We start from the raw sequence: 16,652 nt of genomic DNA, 5'->3' as shown, positions 1-16,652 counted from the left end.
ATGGAGTTTATTGTTTTGTGATAACAGATTTGCTACAGAATTATTTGATGAAGAATTTTCCCGTCACCATTGATACCCACCGCTATTAGAATTTGCTCAGGAGAATCTTTGCTGAAACTTTGGTCCGGTTTTAATTTCTGGACCAATTGACCTGTTGAATTGTAGATTTCGACGGACTCTATCGACTGAATGAGCTCTTTGTTTGGTGTGCATTCATTTCCAGAACAGGAGTATAGCCAAGCATTCGAGTATTTAGGGTTGATGGTTTTGGTTGAGACAGGGCGAACAACCACGGCATTAGGTGTTTTGAGCCCAAGGTTGCCCTGAAGTACTACGTCCTTTATAAATTGTCCGTTTTTATTGTACTCTTTTATGCTTGATTTCGAGCCAACACCAACCAGGAAATTGCCATTTTGCATCAGATGCAATCCTTCGCATTGCCCAACTCCTGTGGTTAAATCGTTTATTTTATTTCCGTTTTTATCAAATTTTCTGACGACTCCTGCATCGTAATCTAAGACAAGCAGATTGCCGTCTTCATCAAATTCTATGTTGGTCGGACCGCTTAGTCCACTCGCTATGAATTTACCAAGAGATTCCCCGTCTGCGTTAAATTTTTCGACGTATTTGCTGGAATAAGATGAAACGTATAAATTTCCTGAACTATCCCAATCAATTCCTATACTTGTAGGTACAGCTGTTTTAGTGAAGTCATCAATCCAATTTCCTTCCAGATCATACCGTTTGACTTTTCCGTTTCCAGACCATTGCAAAACATAAAGCAGTCCGTCTTTGCCAATTTTCATACGTGTCGGGCCCCCAATATTGTAAGCAAACACATTCAGAAAGTTTCCAGTGGAGGCGTCATGTCGCGAAATGGAAAGGCTTTGGAAATTAGATATTAAAGCTTCGTTCTTGTGCTCGAGGAATAAAATATCCTGCGGCCAGTTGAGTTGTTCTTTTGTAAATACAATTCCATTTTGTCCATTTTCGTCAAATCTCAAAATCTGCCAGGGAGGAGACTGAAAATTTCCGGCATCGGAAACATAGATGTAATTCTTCTGAGCAACTCCAGTAATGAGAATTAATAAATGAAGAAGCACAGTGAACACCCGCTTGTTAATTTTACTGAGCATAATTTGGTCTTTATTGTTTGATTTACGGAAAACGTTTGAAAGATGAGTTTGTAAGCAGCTTTTTGTTAAATGTGATGAATGCTCGTTTTACCGGGATTCATTTGTAAATAAAATTAAAGCGTTCTGGTCCATCACATATGATAAAAGCCCGGAGTGTCTAATACAAGATTGTAGTTTTACGAAAATTAAAAGCTACTGTTGGCTGAATGAGTTAGTGCTAAAATCTTTATAACCAATGGGTTTTAATCCATAATTATACAGAGCTTCAGGCAGCGAAATTGGAATTGGACCGCTCTCAAGATAATGAAGCTTCCATGTACGGCCAAGGCTGCAATGTTATGCCTTTTTTTCTGTATCTCTGTATCATCAGTCAATGCCCAATGCTCCCCACCCAGTGCACAATCCTGCAGTGCAGCAACGGTTTTGTGTGCGTTGGATGAACTCAATGGGTTAGCTTGTTCGAATGCAGGGGCTATTCCGGGCCACTGCTCGCCGGTTTGTTCTCAGGGTGGGGCAGCGGAGAACACAGTCTGGTGGGGTTTTACGGGAAATAGTGGAAATGTGTCGGTCACTTTAAATACAGGTTCTTGCGCCAACAATCAGGGGCTGGAATTTGGATTATTACAGGGTTGTAATTGCGGGCATTCTGTTGGCTGTAAGTCGGTACCTTGTGTATCGCCAGGTGGGTCAGCAATGATCAGTGCAAGTTTGCAAAAATGTGTAAGCTACTACTTATGGGTAGACGGATGCAATGGAGATGTATGTGATTTTACAATATCAACGGTCGGAGGGGGAGTGGCAACTTTGTCTCCTTTGGGATTCATAAATAATGAACCAACCAGAGTCATTGATGCATGTTTGGGCTATTGTAGTTATCATTTTTATGTCGATGAAAAAAATGATGACTGTCATGTACGTTATCTTTGGACTTTAGATGGTAGCTATATTAATTCTGAAAGGCACACCTATCTTGATTTGCCTAAAGAGGGAGATTTTGAGATTTGTGTAACACAAGAGTTATTAAGTCCAAAAGATTTTATTGTTTGTTCACAAGAAACCCAATGCGCAACAATAAGAGTCAGAAAATCAGCTGAACGATACGGAGTGACCCGCAATATTTGCTATGAAGCTGCTTATCCTAAGGGTTACAAATGGTTTAATCAGACCATTTATACTTCAGGAGAATACCGGCAGACCTTATCAGATGCGAAATGCTGCAAGTATGATTCAATTGTCCAATTTAAAGTACTGGATAAGCCGCAACCAGAAATCGTCTATTACATTACCTGCGATAACAGTCCGTATATTGATATCCTTGGCAAGAAACACAATCCCTGCTTGTCTTTTAAGGAAATTACCCTTCAGAAAACATCTGCTCCCTATAAATGCGATAGTTCGATCCTGCTCACGGCTATAAATGTAGATTACGCTCCTTCCTGGGCCGTAAATTGTTTGGGAACTATGGTTGAATTGGTACCCAATATCACGATTAAAAAACCATGCAATGCCGGTGAAACCTATGAGTTCGATTATAGTTGGTATTCCAAAAAAGATTCTACCCATATTATTAGTAATGACGAACGTCTGTTAGTTCAAGCAGTTTCAGATGAATATATTTTAAAGGTAGCGGTGACGACGAGCATAGGTAATGAATCTTCTATTTGTACCAGGACTTTTTATGAATCGATCGACGAAGGAAATGTGATTCCTGAATGTTTCCCAATCGCCGGTACCAAGGTGTATTGTTTCGATCCTGTGGGTGATTATTGGATGGATGGTTCCATTCAAACTCCTGTAAATTTTTATAATTGGACGGTAGATGGAGGACAAATTCTCTCGAATCCCGATAGTCAATTGGTAAAGGTGGCCTGGAATTTAAATGCAGGTGATACGGGAAGGATTTGTGCTTCTTACAATGTGGATTGCGGAAGGAGTTGCGAAAAATGTATCGACGTCGTTTTAGAACGAAAGATAGCTGGTGATGATTTTAAACAAAGGGGGCTCACGGCTTATTTGGATGCCAAAGCTGACTCCAATGGAATTTGGAAATTGATAAGCGGTCCCTATAATGTGCACCTTTTTGAGCCCATGAATCCCCGGACGAGGGTATCCGTTTTTAATTATGGCTATTATTGCTTTGAATGGTCTGTGACCCATAATAATTGCACCTTACGAGATACGACTTGTATTGATTTTTATTTTGCGAAAATTGCCAGTCCGGATTATCCGAAAAATGACTTTGAAAGGCGAATCAGAATTTCAGATGGCACAGGTTCTATACATTTTGAAGTAAACACACCGACATTGATTTCCTCTAAAGGCAAGAGCCTTCTTTCCATAAATGGAAATATCAACGCAACGGTGCACTATTCCTGGTACGATCTATACGGAAGAGTGGTGAGGAATGATCGCATTCCTTGTGAATCTGGAGTTCACCATCTCGAAATCCATTCGCCCTTACAAGCGGGCATCTATTTTCTGCAAGTGAATATTGATGGATTTTCAGAAGTTAGAAGAGTTTGTATTATGGATTGATTCACATGTAATATACATCGAAGCATTACTACGCACAGGTAAACGGATGGGACTAACTTGAAATGTAAGGATAAGTAGTGTTATCACATTTATTTTTTAGTCTGGGTGTGGTCATTCTTTAGCTATTCATAAATTGTTGTAAATTTCATTTTAATTGGCAACAAATCAACACGTAATGAATTTTTCATCTTTAGGAATTTATTGCATTTATGGATTTGTGCTTTATGGCTCAAGTCCGCTCCTTGCGCAATGCTTCAGCTGTAAACAGGCTCCTCCGGGTACCATCTGGTGTGATGACTTTGAAGAGGATATACCCATGAGTCAAAAGTATTTTGAATACAATCATAATGGTGGAGATTTTATACGCTTAGAGAATGTTGGGCGCGATTTAAGTTACGGAATGCGCGTAAAATGGCAGAAGGGCGAAGTTGGTGCGGGTTCTCTTTCCAAATCCTTCGGCAAAACACCCGATAGTTATATTGGCAGAAATGCAGCACATCCCGGTGAATCTTTTACTGAAATTTTTTGGAGAATGGATGTTAAATCTCAGGATGGGTGGGTAGGTGGCGGACCTGCAAAGTTAAGCAGAGCCATGTGTCTGGCCAACAGCAATTGGGCGCAAGGCATGATGGCCCACCTTTGGTCGGGAGGCCCCAATGACCACTACCTTGGCATGGATCCTGCAACGGGAATTGGTACCGATGGAAAATTGAAAGCAACGAAATACAATGATTTTGCCAATCTGCGGTGGCTGGGATTTAAAGCGGGTAATATTCCACTTTACCAATCAGAAAATTCTGCAAAATGGTATTGTATTGTTGGCCATGTCAAATTAAATACGCCCGGACTCAAGGATGGAGTTTTTGAATTTTGGATCAACGATACGCTGCAGGCGTCTTCGACCAATCTGGATTGGCACAGCACCTGGAATGATAACCCCAATAATCTGCACATCAATGCCATCTTTTTTGAGAATTACTGGAATGCTGGTTCGCCGGTTGAACAAGAGCGTTATTTTGACAATCTTGTGATCAGTACTGAGAAAATTCCATGTGCCTGTAATGTAACCTCAACTCAAAATCAAAGCGAAACGGAAACGGCCAGCATTTTTCCCAATCCTGCTCTTGATTATATCCAACTCAATGAACCTCGGTCCATTTTCCCGGTAGAGATTTCCATTTACGATCTGATGAATCAATTGATCTTGCGCAAAGAAGTTCGTGATGAAAAGGAAATCATTCAACTGGATCATTTCATAAAGGGGATGTATCTTTTGCATATCAAGGGGAGGCAACCCGTAAAATTGATGATTTTACATTAGTACATGGGCGATCCAAATCATCAAATGAATTCAGCATCTGGTCATCGCAGAAAATGCCGGCTTTCTTCAACCTGATGTGATTGGTGGCTTTGAAATACCGATGAATTCAGTTGTACAGTGATATTCGAAAGATCCTGGAATTTGGTTAGTATGCTTGTGGAAACATTTTTGCAAATATGCAAGCGCAACTCCTCCACTCATATCAATAGGCAATAGCAGAAATGACGTATTTTGATTTTTAAATTCTTTTCAGATTTATTTTTGTCAGATTATATATCGGAGAATTTACATTCTGATTTCTTTTTTAAATTTGTTACCATGACATTCCAATGCAATGGTGGACTTGTGTGATGGCAAATACTCTGATACAGGTATTAAAGATAAAAGCCGATTACTTAACCGGCTTTTATGCTCTTTGAAATAAATGAATTTGTTACATCCAAAAAACTTATTTATGCTTCTTTCAATTTATTAAAAATCAATTTGCACCATCGACTTTGGCTATGTCGATAACCGCAGCAGCAACTTTTTTTCCTTGAATTAATCCTTCAGTGGCATCAAATCTAAAATGGATTCCGGCATAAATACGCGAATCAGAAGCTTCTATCGCATAATTATTAAATTTTGCAGCGCTAACAGGATATAAATAGGACAAAATTTCTGAAGCTGCTGAAGAAAAAGTCGCATGTCCTGAGGTGTAACTAGGGAAATTTGGTGTACCTAAAATCGTCTTATAACCGGATATAACTTCAATAGGCCTGGGATAATGGTAGTAATATTTTGAATCCCAGCAAGCTATGCCTGCATCCATGATTCCCATGTTCAGATAAGCCAAAGTCCTGGCACTTCTTACCGGATTAACTTGACTTTCGATGAGCTGATCGCATGCAAATCGGTTCCAGTGACCAGGTGGGGTATATGTATTCAATCCATCAGCCCACCAATTTGCAATTTTCCTTTGTTCAGAAGTTAAGTTTTCCGAAATGTCACGCAATTCCTTGGCCGCAACTTCGAATTCAGCCGAGCCTGGTTTTGGAGGTACAGGAGGTCTTATGGCGGTAACATCAGCGACGGCCCATGTTTTAACTTTTCCAAATAATGGTGTTATTCCTACAGGGCGTATGGGCGTTTCCTGATTCGTCCATGACCAGCCGAACGTATTGAAAGCTAGTTGTTTAATGGAATCAGAAATTGGTTTTGGAGTTTGTGCAGCAGACATCCCGTCGGTTTTAGCACGGGCTAATGAAATTTTTGCTACTTCTTCGCCGAGAATTTTTCCGGCATCTATGTCGCTTTGAACATTTACACCTGACCACAATGCAACATTCCTTGCTTCGTTTGCCCGTTCTTCCAAATACGATTTTTCCAGGGGAAATAAAGCAGTCAGGATGGCTTGTGAGACAGAAGCAACAATAGCAGCATCTGAAGGGTAGGAAGGCAAAGCATTTGTTGGGAATGCTTGCGGAATGCTGGCATCGGTTGATGAAATGGCTGGCCGGTTGAATTTATATTTATAATGCCAACCGGAAATCAGAGCATCAAATTGGGAAACGGCCAAATAAGCAAAAGCTCTGCAAGAATATGGAGGATGAGAAAAAGGAAATAATGGATATTTATCTGGAGTGGCTGGATTGGGTCCAGGGTATGTTCCATCGGCATTCGGAGCCGGTGTTAAGTTGTACTTGGCCGCCAATTCCCTTGAAATTTCATTCCAGCGGATGATGGGATTGTTCGTCCAGTAGTTTATCGCTTCGCGCTGAGCGCCAGTTAATGAAGCTACAGTTGATTTTAACTGTGCCAATTCCGCTTTGTACGCATCCGATTGTATATCCGTTGGCTGTGGAATTACAATTTGTTCATTGCTGTTGAGCAAAACGGGCCTCCAATCTCCTGCGGTGATATCCAACCCGGACCAAGAATAGGAATTGTATTCAATGTAGTTTGGAAAATCTTCTTCGCACGCATTGAATATCAGAATGAAACTAACAAATGTTAGTAATATGATTTTAAAATTTTTCATTGATTTGTAGGATTTGAATTTGAAACAGAAAATTGATAAGTGAGGCCTGCTGTAAATCCCGTTGATTTACCTATATTTCTCCCATCTAAAACTTGATAGTAATTGACAAATACACCAAGCCCAGTCACATGTGGCGTATAATATTGTGCCTGAAACTGCATTGTGCTTGCTTCCATTTTATATGAAACAAATCCGGCATCTTGCCTGCGAATGTCTTCCCCTTTCGATGTATTAAAAATGTCGTAGGAACCTTCTAATTTTAAATTGTTATTAAATAGCCAGCAACCCAGAGTTCCGGTCATCTGGCTGGCATTGGGAACATCGACTTTGTCAGAATAATAGGGTTTCCCTGCATAATAAAAATCCCGTTCTATGGTTGTATTACCCCTCACCAGATAAGCTCCGCTCACGCGGGCATACAAACCCATGTTGAACTTATGCTGGAAGGTCAGTCTGCCTTGTCCTTCGGGACAGCCTAGACCTAAACTAAAGGGTGCATAATCTGCCAGGTAGTTGGATACAGGAGTGCTGAATCCGGCAACACCATGGATGGTGAAAATTCCATTTGCTGTTTCGCGGTCAAATACCTGGTATTTAGCCCAGATTCCAAAATCCTGTAGTCCGTTAACCCCTTTCATCTGGCCTGCTGTAGCATTCGTTTTAATGTAGGGTAATGAGACTATGAGATTTAAACGGTTTATGATTCCTGCTGCCACCATCAATCCGATCGTTTGCTTTTCGAGCGTTCCGATATTTCCATTTACTCTTAGTAAAGTTCCTTCCCAGTATTCATCCCAATTGTCTTGTCCATACGTCAGGGCAGCACAGAATTGAGATCTCTCCATCATAATGGCATCTGTTGGAGTCTGGCTGGAGACTTGCATTCCACTCATGCAAACTACCAGGAGAAATAAAAGCTTGAGTTGTTTGAACTTGCTGATCATTGTGTTTTGTGTTTTAAATAATTCGAAAGTCTAAAATCTAACATTTGTTAGTTGAAGTAACCATGTTGGGTTTCAGAAGCGTCAAAAGTAGAATTCGGCAACTTCGCAAAAGTGGAAATTACTTAAGCCATGTAAAGAAATTGATAAAACTGTATTATTTATGGACAAAACCAAAATTGATTGTTCAAGGGATTCGTTATATTTGCATGTATTGGAATTTTAATATGAACTTGAAATAGGCATCAGGGATTTCATTTATTGGGCAATTAGCGACATTCCCGAATGGTTGACTTTTATTCTGACACTTTTATACCGGGATCAGCTTTTTTATCTATCATAAATAAATTGTTTTTTGCTAATAATATTACTTTAATTTACACTATGATTTATTTGTAATCTATGGTCCCTAAATCAACCGGCTTTTATTTCCCTGTTTTACTGTTCTTTGCCTCTGGCGCACTTATACATATACCGTACTCTTTCGATGAGATATCATTGGAATTAAACAAATTTAATAATGAATATTATGACCGGTTCTTCAAGTATGTTACGGTTCTGGGGGACGGTTTACTTATAATTTTAGTCGGTTTTTTAATTAGGCCATTTTATAACAGGCTCTCTAACAAGATCTTTATTAGCTATTTATTCGTGTCGGTAATTTGTTCTTTATTAAAACATGTGTTGTTCAAAGGACTGCCCAGACCCCTGGAGCATTTCAATGAATTGTATCCCTATCTGAACCTTGTAGACGGAGTACATATCTCGCGATTAAACACATTTCCATCCGGGCATAGTGCTGCTGCATTCATGTTGTTTGCTTTGCTTGCATTTCAATTCCGAAATGTATTCGTTCAATTTTGTTTTGCGGTACTTGCCATCATAACCGCATTTTCAAGGGTCTACTTGTTTGAACATTTTTTACGGGATGTTTTGGCAGGGGCTTTTATTGGATTGGGAATTTCAACTTTGACCTGGTATGTATACGAACGAAAAATTCGTGCTACGGATCAACCGGTAATTCCTTGAATAAAATATTCAGAAAACCAATTATGATTCCAGGGATGATAACACGGTTAGGGTGAAAGGATTAAATTCTCTGAATATATCGGCAAGCCTTTCTTTCTTTGTGCAGAAATTCGGTTCAGAATTTAAATTTAAAACTTTTGCAATCCTATTTAAAAACGATTCAGGAGAAGTGGAAACAAGCCAGCTTAGATGGCAAATTTTGGATTGTAGCCATATCTACCCTCATTGCAGCCATGCTCTTTATTTTCAATATTGGAAATTATCTCGAATTTATTGAATCCAGGGAGGGCTGCAGACTTGATGACGCGATTCTCAATATGATTTCTCCAAGAGACATGTCGGACTATATTTTCTTTGTCATTTATGCAGGGGCCGTGCTGGTCATTCTTTATTGTCTTCAAAGTCCATGGGCGGTACTTTTTACGGCACATTTGTTTTTATGCATGAACCTCATCCGGGCAACTTGTCTGTACTTTACACCTCTGGAACCACCCCATGAGATCATTTCTTTGCACGATCCGCTCCTGATTACCTATGTCTATCTGGAGCATCCCAAATTGAAGGATTTATTTTTCAGCGGACATACGGCAACATTGACCTTATACTGTCTGGTATTTAGAAAGCAATTGAAAATTCAACGAATTTTGATCTTTTTTACTGTTCTTATGGCAGGCCTGCTGCTTGTCCAACATTGTCACTATACGATCGATGTGATCGGGGCAGTCCCTATGGCCTGGTTTGCTTATCAGGCGACGAGTTACCTCTGGAAAAAACTCCATTTGCCGTTGAGCAAAACTTTAATAGCATAGATGCTGACTGCATTTTGCATCGTGTTATTCAAGCAATCCAGTAATATTAAATAAAATATAAATATATTATCTTTTAAAAATGTAGATTTTAAACATAATAATATTATTTTATATGTAAGTACAATAACTACTTAAATTTGCATTTATTTGTCAATTGTTAATAACTGATTATCTTTGCTGATTCAAATAAGACGATGAAATGAGTTCTCTTGAGCGCAAGGTTAGTTCGATTTCCAGCCAGGTAAATTTCCTAAAAGATCACCAGATATATCTGTTTTACAGGGAGTTACATTCAGCTCAGGATACTGAAATGTGTGAAAACGGACGGAAGATCCTCATGTTTGGATCCAATTCTTATCTGGGCCTTACCACCCACCCACGCGTCAAAGCTGCGGCTATTCAAGCTATCGAAAAATATGGTACAGGGGTTTCCGGGTCGCGCTTGCTCAACGGGAATCTCGGAATTCACCGCGAGCTCGAAGAGCGCCTATCAGAATATTTGGGCAAGGAAGATACAGCTGTTTTTAGTACCGGATTTCAGGCGAATCTTGGCGCTTTACCACCCTTGTTAGATCGCTCCAGTTTTTTGATCATGGATAAACTTAGCCATGCATCTATTATTGAAAGCGCTACTTTATCGCATGCCAAAAAATTAAAATTTGAGCACAACGATGTGGATTCGTTGGGCAAGATACTTTCCAAGATTGATCCGGAGGCTTTCAAAATTGTGGTCACCGAAGGTATTTTTAGCATGGATGGGGATATTGCGCCCCTTCCTGACATTACCAGAGTGGCCAGAAGTCATGGAGCCATGATCATGGTCGACGATGCACATGCTATAGGTGTATTGGGCAAAAATGGAAGTGGAACCTCCTCGCATTTTGGAATTACCGATCAGGTTGATATCATCACAGGTACTTTTAGCAAATCGCTTGCAGCTTTAGGTGGTTTTGTTTCCGGCGACAAGGAACTCATCAATCTCATCAAACACACCTCACGTGCATTGCTCTTTAGCGCCGGTCTGCAACCAGCATCAGTCGCTGCTGTTTTAACAGCATTGGATATCATGGAAGAACAACCAGAGTTGCTTGGCAGATTATGGGAAAATACACATTATTCCATCAGCAAACTAAAAAGCATGGGATTGGATGTGGGTAAAGCCGAAACCCCAATCATACCCATCTACATTAGAGACGACCAGAAGACCTATACCATTGCTAAAAACCTATACGACGATGGAGTTTTTATCAATCCGGTAGTTTCACCTGCAACCAGTGCAGATTCTGCCCTGATCAGATTTTCTGTAATGGCAACCCATACACATGCCCAGATCGATTTTGCGCTTAACAAGATTTTCGATCATGCCAAGGCTCTGGGCGTAGTCTAATTATTTCGAGCAATTATGATTGCCGTTATTCCAGTCCGTTCTGCTGCCGACCAAAAAGCTTTCATTAATTACATTTATCGCTTATACCGGGATGATCCGAATTTTGTACCCGAACTTTTTTTAGCACAGAAGGATCTCATGGATCCTAAAAAAAATCCATTTTTCGAACACGCAACCGCTGAATATTTTATCGCCAAAAAGAACGATGAAATTGTTGGCCGGATCGCAGCAGTTAAAGACGATCACCTGATCGACTATACAGAGGAAAAGGTCGGCGTATTTGGTTTTTTTGACTGCATCGATGACCAGCAGGTAGCAAATGCCTTACTGGATGCAGCTTCCAACTGGCTTCGAGCACAGAATCTCAACTCCATGGAAGGACCATATAATTTTTCGACCAATCACAGTTGCGGTTTGCTTATCGAAGGATATGAGGTTCCACCCAGTGTGATGATGGCTTATAATAAAAGTTATTATCTCAAATTACTTGAAAACTATGGACTTCAGAAAAAAACGGATGTCCTTGCCTACAGAATTAATGCCGGGGACTTTCCCGAAAGGTTAAAGCGCAGCATTCCTTTGTTGGAAGAAAAATTCAACCGCAATGGTATTGTGATCCGGTCATTAAATATGAAAAACTTTGAGGAGGATGTCAGGAAAACACTCAGCGTTTACAACAAAGCCTGGAGTAAAAATCTGGGATTTGCACCCATGACTGAAAAAGAATTTCTGCATGCCGGAAAGGACATGAAAATGATCATGGATCCCAATCTGGTTCTTTTGGCCGAAAAAAACGGAGCCTGTATCGGATTTTCTCTGACCTTACCGGATATTAACCAGGTTCTGATAAAAATAAAAGATGGGAAACTCCTTCCCACGGGAATTTTTAAACTTCTGTTTGGACGGAAAAAAATCAACAGCGTGCGCATTCTTGCGCTTGGCATATTAGAAGAATACCGAAGACTGGGTATAGATGCATACTTCTATGCCAGGGCATTTGAGTACGTCAGCAAACATCCCTATTTAACATCGGGAGAAGCATCGTGGATACTGGAGGATAATCCGGAAATGAACAACGCTATAGTAAAAATGGGTGGTAGCCTTGAAAAAAGATACCGGTTTTATAGCTTAAAATTGTAATTTTAAGGATAAAATAGTGCATGATGACAAGAGTTTCACGACCATAAATTCTGAAACTTTTTGAATAAATAAATTGTTTTCAACGCATCAATCCAAAGTATATGGTTAAGAATTTTGTTTCCAGTTCCACCGAATCCATCAGGATGTTTAAAAACCCTCTGCTTGAAGCGGTTTCGAAGGTTCATTTTTCAGTCCCACTTTTGGTTTATGTTCCCCTGATCGGCTTCATGGCTTATAAATCATTCGGATTGGGCAACAGCGGGTTAAATTATTTTGCCTATTTTTTACTTGGTCTTTTCATATGGACGTTGACGGAATATGTTTTACATAAACATATTTTTCATTTTGTGCCCAAGTCTAAATGGGGACTGCGATTGCATTTTATTTTTCACGGAGTGCACCACGACTATCCCATGGATCGGCTTCGTCTGGTCATGCCACCCGCAGCAAGTCTGTTGATTGCATCTTTATTTTATTTCTTTTTCTCCTTGTTTTTTGAAACCGTGAATCTGTATGCATTCTTTGGAGGGTTCCTTCTCGGGTATTTGTTCTACGATATGACCCACTATGCTATTCATCACCTGAATTGGAAAAATCCGCTGTTTGTAAAAATAAAAAAGCACCACATGATGCATCACTTTATCGATTCAACAAAGGGCTTTGGTGTGAGCTCTTCGCTTTGGGATGTGATCCTGGGATCCAATTTTCAGGATAACGAGAATAAAGCTGTTTCCTGATTGGGGATACTGTATTGATAATCCTTCCTTCGGTAAATATGTAAGTTGAGGATTGCAAGAATCTGATCTTAAGATTTATAGATTTATGCAATCTTTATTCTGTTGACTGCTTTTCAGTGTTCTGCGATGCAGCATTTTTATCTATAAAAGGCTCTGATATAAATAGGGTGAAGTCTAAGCAATTCACCTTCTTCTTTTGCATAAAAGCAATCCGGTTTTGAGAACGTATTAATACAACAGAAATGGCCAATCGAGTTTTAAAATTATTTGCATTGTTAACAGGGTTTGCCTGTATAAATTTTATTTCCGCACAAAATGTTCTAATTCATTTGAATCCAGATCAGAAATATCAACATATAGATGGATTCGGGGCTCACGAAAGCGATGCAGACATAAATGCAGGATGGTGGAATCAGCTATATTTTGATGATATGGAATGTAGTATTTACAGAGTTGATCTGACCCCTAAACTCAGGAGTCCATATTCAGATCTCAGTTATTATTCTCCATGGTTCATGGGTTCTGCAACAACACATATATTTAATCTTGAAGATCCAGCAAACCCAAATGGACCGGAAGGAAACAGGGTGAGGACTTATACCGGCCCGCAGGATTATTCCCGCAGCTTTGGCGGTCGAAATGCTCCCATTGCAGTCATGGGGCCTGACATCGAAAAGAACCTGCAATACTTTGTCTTTAACCCAAACAATGCTATTCAAACCGGGAAATCAAAACATCAGCAATTGGGAGACTTTAAATTGGTAGGGAGTATCTGGTCTCCGTTGCCGTGGGTAAAGGTTGCTTCTGGAAATCTATATCGCGAAAATTGGTGGCCCGGACCGGTTGCAAATACAGCCTGGCCTTTTGTATGGGGAGGAAATTTTGCTGGCGGGCGACTCGATGTTTCAGATGCACCATTACAGGTGTTTGATGATAAATCACAAGGAGGCCTGGGAGCTACTTCAGCTCTGACCCAGTTCGCCAGAAGTACCGCAGCTTATATTTTAGCTTATCAGCGGTATTACGGAATGCAATTTTACGCCATCAGTATTCAGAATGAGTTGAATTTCGAGCAATTTTATAACAGCGCAACGTATCCGCTTTCTTCTCAATACATCTCAGCTTTGAAAGCCGTGCGGAAGGAATTTGACAAGCATGCGGAATTGCAATCCATAAAAATTATGGGACCCGAAGATTTGCTCGGAGGCGATGCATATGGCATGTGGGAATACGGTAGTGCTTCAGGACCAATTCACAAAAATCTCCAATACCTGCGTAACATCGAATCCGATACTGCAGCAAAACGTGCCCTTGCATTTTATTGCGTGCATGGGTATGCAAGCGATGGCGTTACGAGTTCAGGTGCACAAGCTAATTTATGGAATTGGTGGGTGAACGGATGGAATGCCAGTCCGGCTCCCGGAATACCAGCCAATGTAAAAGGATGGGATGGACCTCAAAAAAAATCATGGATGACCGAAACTTCCGGTGAACATCCGGATTGGTTATATCCGAAAGCGGGTTTTCCAGGTGATGGTGCACTGGGTGTAGGAATAAGAATTCACCAGGCTTTGACCACCGGTAAGGAAAGTGCCTGGATTTATTGGACCTTCAGCGATTCAGACAATCAGGGCAATGTCAGTTTGTATGGATTGACGAATCAAACATTGCGCGAAAATTCTCCTAAATATGTGGCAGCAAAGCATTTTTATAAATTCATCAGGCCTGGATCACAACGAATCTCATCAACGGTCAATGGAAGTAATTCCATTTTATGCAGCTCTTATTTTCATGAAGGATCAAAAAAATTGACCATAGTTTTTCTAAATACCTCATCGGCAGCTCAGGAGATTTCAGCCATTTTGCCCAGCGGATTTTCTACCGTAGAAACTTATACTTCAAGTCAAAATTTGTTATGGCAAAAGCAACTCCTCGGTGGAAGTGCTGAAATGAAAACAATGACCATGCCAGCATATTCTATGAGTACCTGGGTCGTGAGTTATCCTCCAAATGCAATTGATAATGCTTTGGTGGTTTTCAATGAAATAACAGTGACGCCAAATCCATTCCGGGATCATGCTTCACTTTATTTAGATTTAAGAACACCCTTGCAATTTAAAATTCATCTTTACGATCTAAATGGAAATTGCGTATATGCCGGGCAGGAATTGCATAATATGTCTGCCGGTAAGCATCTAATTGTGTTTCAGCCTGAAGTCAAGAACAAAGGGATTTATTTTCTGGCCATTGAAAATTCAATTCATAAAAAGATTATTAAAGTGAATATGCTTTAATCGAAAATTTAATCCAATGATCCCAACACTCGTTATTACCAGATAATTATGTAATAAGTGTTGTACCCTTCTGGCTTCAGACCTGGAAGATTCCTTGCTTCATCCCGCCATTCATACATGAGGTATGCTGAAAAAATAACTCAACTTATTCATTCAATGCTATTTTAATACATATTATTTTTTATAATATATTCAGGATCAGCTATCTTTGCTTCTATTGCGGAAAGCGGTAAAAGATAAAAGCAATGAAAAAGATATTGGTCACTGGTTCATCAGGACTTATAGGATCAGAAGTGGTCAGGCATTTCGACAGCCAGGGTTGGATGGTGCATGGTATTGACAACAACATGCGAGCGGATTTATTTGGGCCCAAAGGAGATACCCGCTGGAACCAGCAACAATTGCTAAACCAATGTAAAAACTTCAAACACATTGAACTGGATGTACGCGACAGATCAGGAATGATGGATTGTTTGGCTGCATTAAAACCGGATGCGATCGTACATACTGCTGCACAACCTTCACATGATTTAGCAGCCACCAGGGTATATGATGACTTCGATATCAATGCCGGAGGTACATTAAACTTGCTGGAAGCAGTTCGTCAACATTGTTCAAATTCTGTTTTCGTACACCTATCGACCAATAAAGTTTATGGAGATGCACCAAATAAATTGCGATTAATTGAAAGTGAAACGCGTTTTGACTATGCAGTTGCAGAATATTTTCACGGCATCGATGAAAATTTCACGATCGACCAATCCAAGCATTCTCTATTTGGAGCATCTAAGCTTGCTGCTGATATTTTGGTGCAGGAATACGGAAGATATTTTGGTATTCCATGTTGTGTCTTAAGAGGTGGTTGTCTGACCGGTCCAAATCACTCCGGGGTTGAGTTGCATGGTTTTTTAAGTTATCTGATCAAAGTAAATTTAACCGGCGAATGTTATAAAGTGTATGGATACAAGGGGAAGCAGGTTAGGGACAATATTCATGCATATGATGTAGTCCGTTTTATTCAGGCTTTTATTGAAAGGCCAGGGATCGCAGAAGTATATAATCTTGGTGGGGGAAGAGAAAATTCCTGTTCCATTTTGGAAGCTTTCGGTAAAGTGAGTCATATTACAGGGAAAAAGATGAACTATGAATACGTCGACCAGAACAGGGAAGGGGATCATATTTGTTACATTTCTGATCTGAGAAAAATGAAAAATCATTATCCGGAGTGGAAAATTACAAAAAGCCTCGACCAAATTTTCAGGGAAATTGTCGATGCATGGAAAAAAAGATTGATCTAAACCAA

The 16,652-nt window shown here is 40.0% G+C and carries 12 protein-coding genes; 9 read left to right on the top strand and 3 right to left on the bottom strand.

Annotated elements, in window-relative coordinates:
* Positions 1-32 precede the first annotated feature (32 nt).
* Entirely contained in the window at positions 33-1,136 is a 1,104-nt protein-coding gene (locus tag IPM34_11140) for a hypothetical protein (protein ID MBK8956096.1), read from the bottom strand.
* Positions 1,137-1,439: 303 nt separating this feature from the next.
* Here IPM34_11140 and IPM34_11135 point away from each other — a divergent pair, with 303 nt between their 5' ends.
* Positions 1,440-3,671, top strand: coding sequence for a hypothetical protein (locus IPM34_11135; GenBank protein ID MBK8956095.1), 2,232 nt, complete (start codon positions 1,440-1,442; stop codon positions 3,669-3,671).
* Between the two features lie 175 nt (positions 3,672-3,846).
* A complete protein-coding gene (locus tag IPM34_11130; protein ID MBK8956094.1) occupies positions 3,847-4,992 on the top strand; it encodes a T9SS type A sorting domain-containing protein in 1,146 nt (381 codons plus the stop codon).
* Between the two features lie 478 nt (positions 4,993-5,470).
* On the opposite strand, the gene IPM34_11125 is transcribed toward IPM34_11130, so the two are convergent.
* Entirely contained in the window at positions 5,471-7,012 is a 1,542-nt protein-coding gene (locus IPM34_11125) for a phosphatase PAP2 family protein (GenBank protein ID MBK8956093.1), read from the bottom strand.
* Positions 7,009-7,956 (bottom strand): transporter, encoded by a 948-nt coding sequence (locus IPM34_11120; GenBank protein ID MBK8956092.1) that lies wholly within the window; start codon positions 7,954-7,956, stop codon positions 7,009-7,011. Before IPM34_11120 ends, IPM34_11125 begins: the two co-directional genes overlap by 4 nt.
* 648 nt (positions 7,957-8,604) lie before the next feature.
* Here IPM34_11120 and IPM34_11115 point away from each other — a divergent pair.
* The 7 genes from IPM34_11115 (at position 8,605) to IPM34_11085 (ending at position 16,647) form a co-directional block, all read left to right on the top strand.
* The gene (locus tag IPM34_11115; protein MBK8956091.1) at positions 8,605-8,982 is read left to right on the top strand and encodes a phosphatase PAP2 family protein; all 378 of its coding nucleotides are present in this window, start codon (positions 8,605-8,607) and stop codon (positions 8,980-8,982) included.
* Positions 8,983-9,119: 137 nt separating this feature from the next.
* The gene (locus IPM34_11110) at positions 9,120-9,791 is read left to right on the top strand and encodes a hypothetical protein (protein MBK8956090.1); all 672 of its coding nucleotides are present in this window, start codon (positions 9,120-9,122) and stop codon (positions 9,789-9,791) included.
* A gap of 199 nt (positions 9,792-9,990) precedes the next feature.
* Complete coding sequence (locus IPM34_11105) at positions 9,991-11,178, top strand: aminotransferase class I/II-fold pyridoxal phosphate-dependent enzyme (GenBank protein ID MBK8956089.1); 1,188 nt, start codon at positions 9,991-9,993, stop codon at positions 11,176-11,178.
* A gap of 15 nt (positions 11,179-11,193) precedes the next feature.
* Positions 11,194-12,318 (top strand): hypothetical protein, encoded by a 1,125-nt coding sequence (locus IPM34_11100; GenBank protein MBK8956088.1) that lies wholly within the window; start codon positions 11,194-11,196, stop codon positions 12,316-12,318.
* Between the two features lie 101 nt (positions 12,319-12,419).
* Positions 12,420-13,055: a sterol desaturase family protein gene (locus IPM34_11095; GenBank protein MBK8956087.1), complete on the top strand. Its 636-nt coding sequence runs from the start codon at positions 12,420-12,422 to the stop codon at positions 13,053-13,055.
* Positions 13,056-13,384: 329 nt separating this feature from the next.
* The gene (locus IPM34_11090) at positions 13,385-15,349 is read left to right on the top strand and encodes a T9SS type A sorting domain-containing protein (GenBank protein MBK8956086.1); all 1,965 of its coding nucleotides are present in this window, start codon (positions 13,385-13,387) and stop codon (positions 15,347-15,349) included.
* Positions 15,350-15,594: 245 nt separating this feature from the next.
* On the top strand, positions 15,595-16,647 hold the full coding sequence (locus IPM34_11085) for an NAD-dependent epimerase/dehydratase family protein (GenBank protein ID MBK8956085.1): 1,053 nt from the start codon (positions 15,595-15,597) through the stop codon (positions 16,645-16,647).
* The last annotated feature ends 5 nt before the right edge of the window (positions 16,648-16,652 follow it).

The organism is Saprospiraceae bacterium, assembly GCA_016716185.1.
In the GTDB taxonomy this organism is placed as follows: domain Bacteria; phylum Bacteroidota; class Bacteroidia; order Chitinophagales; family Saprospiraceae; genus Vicinibacter.
The sequence above is the reverse complement of the archived record's forward strand: the minus strand, read 5'-3'. Positions and strand labels throughout refer to the sequence as shown.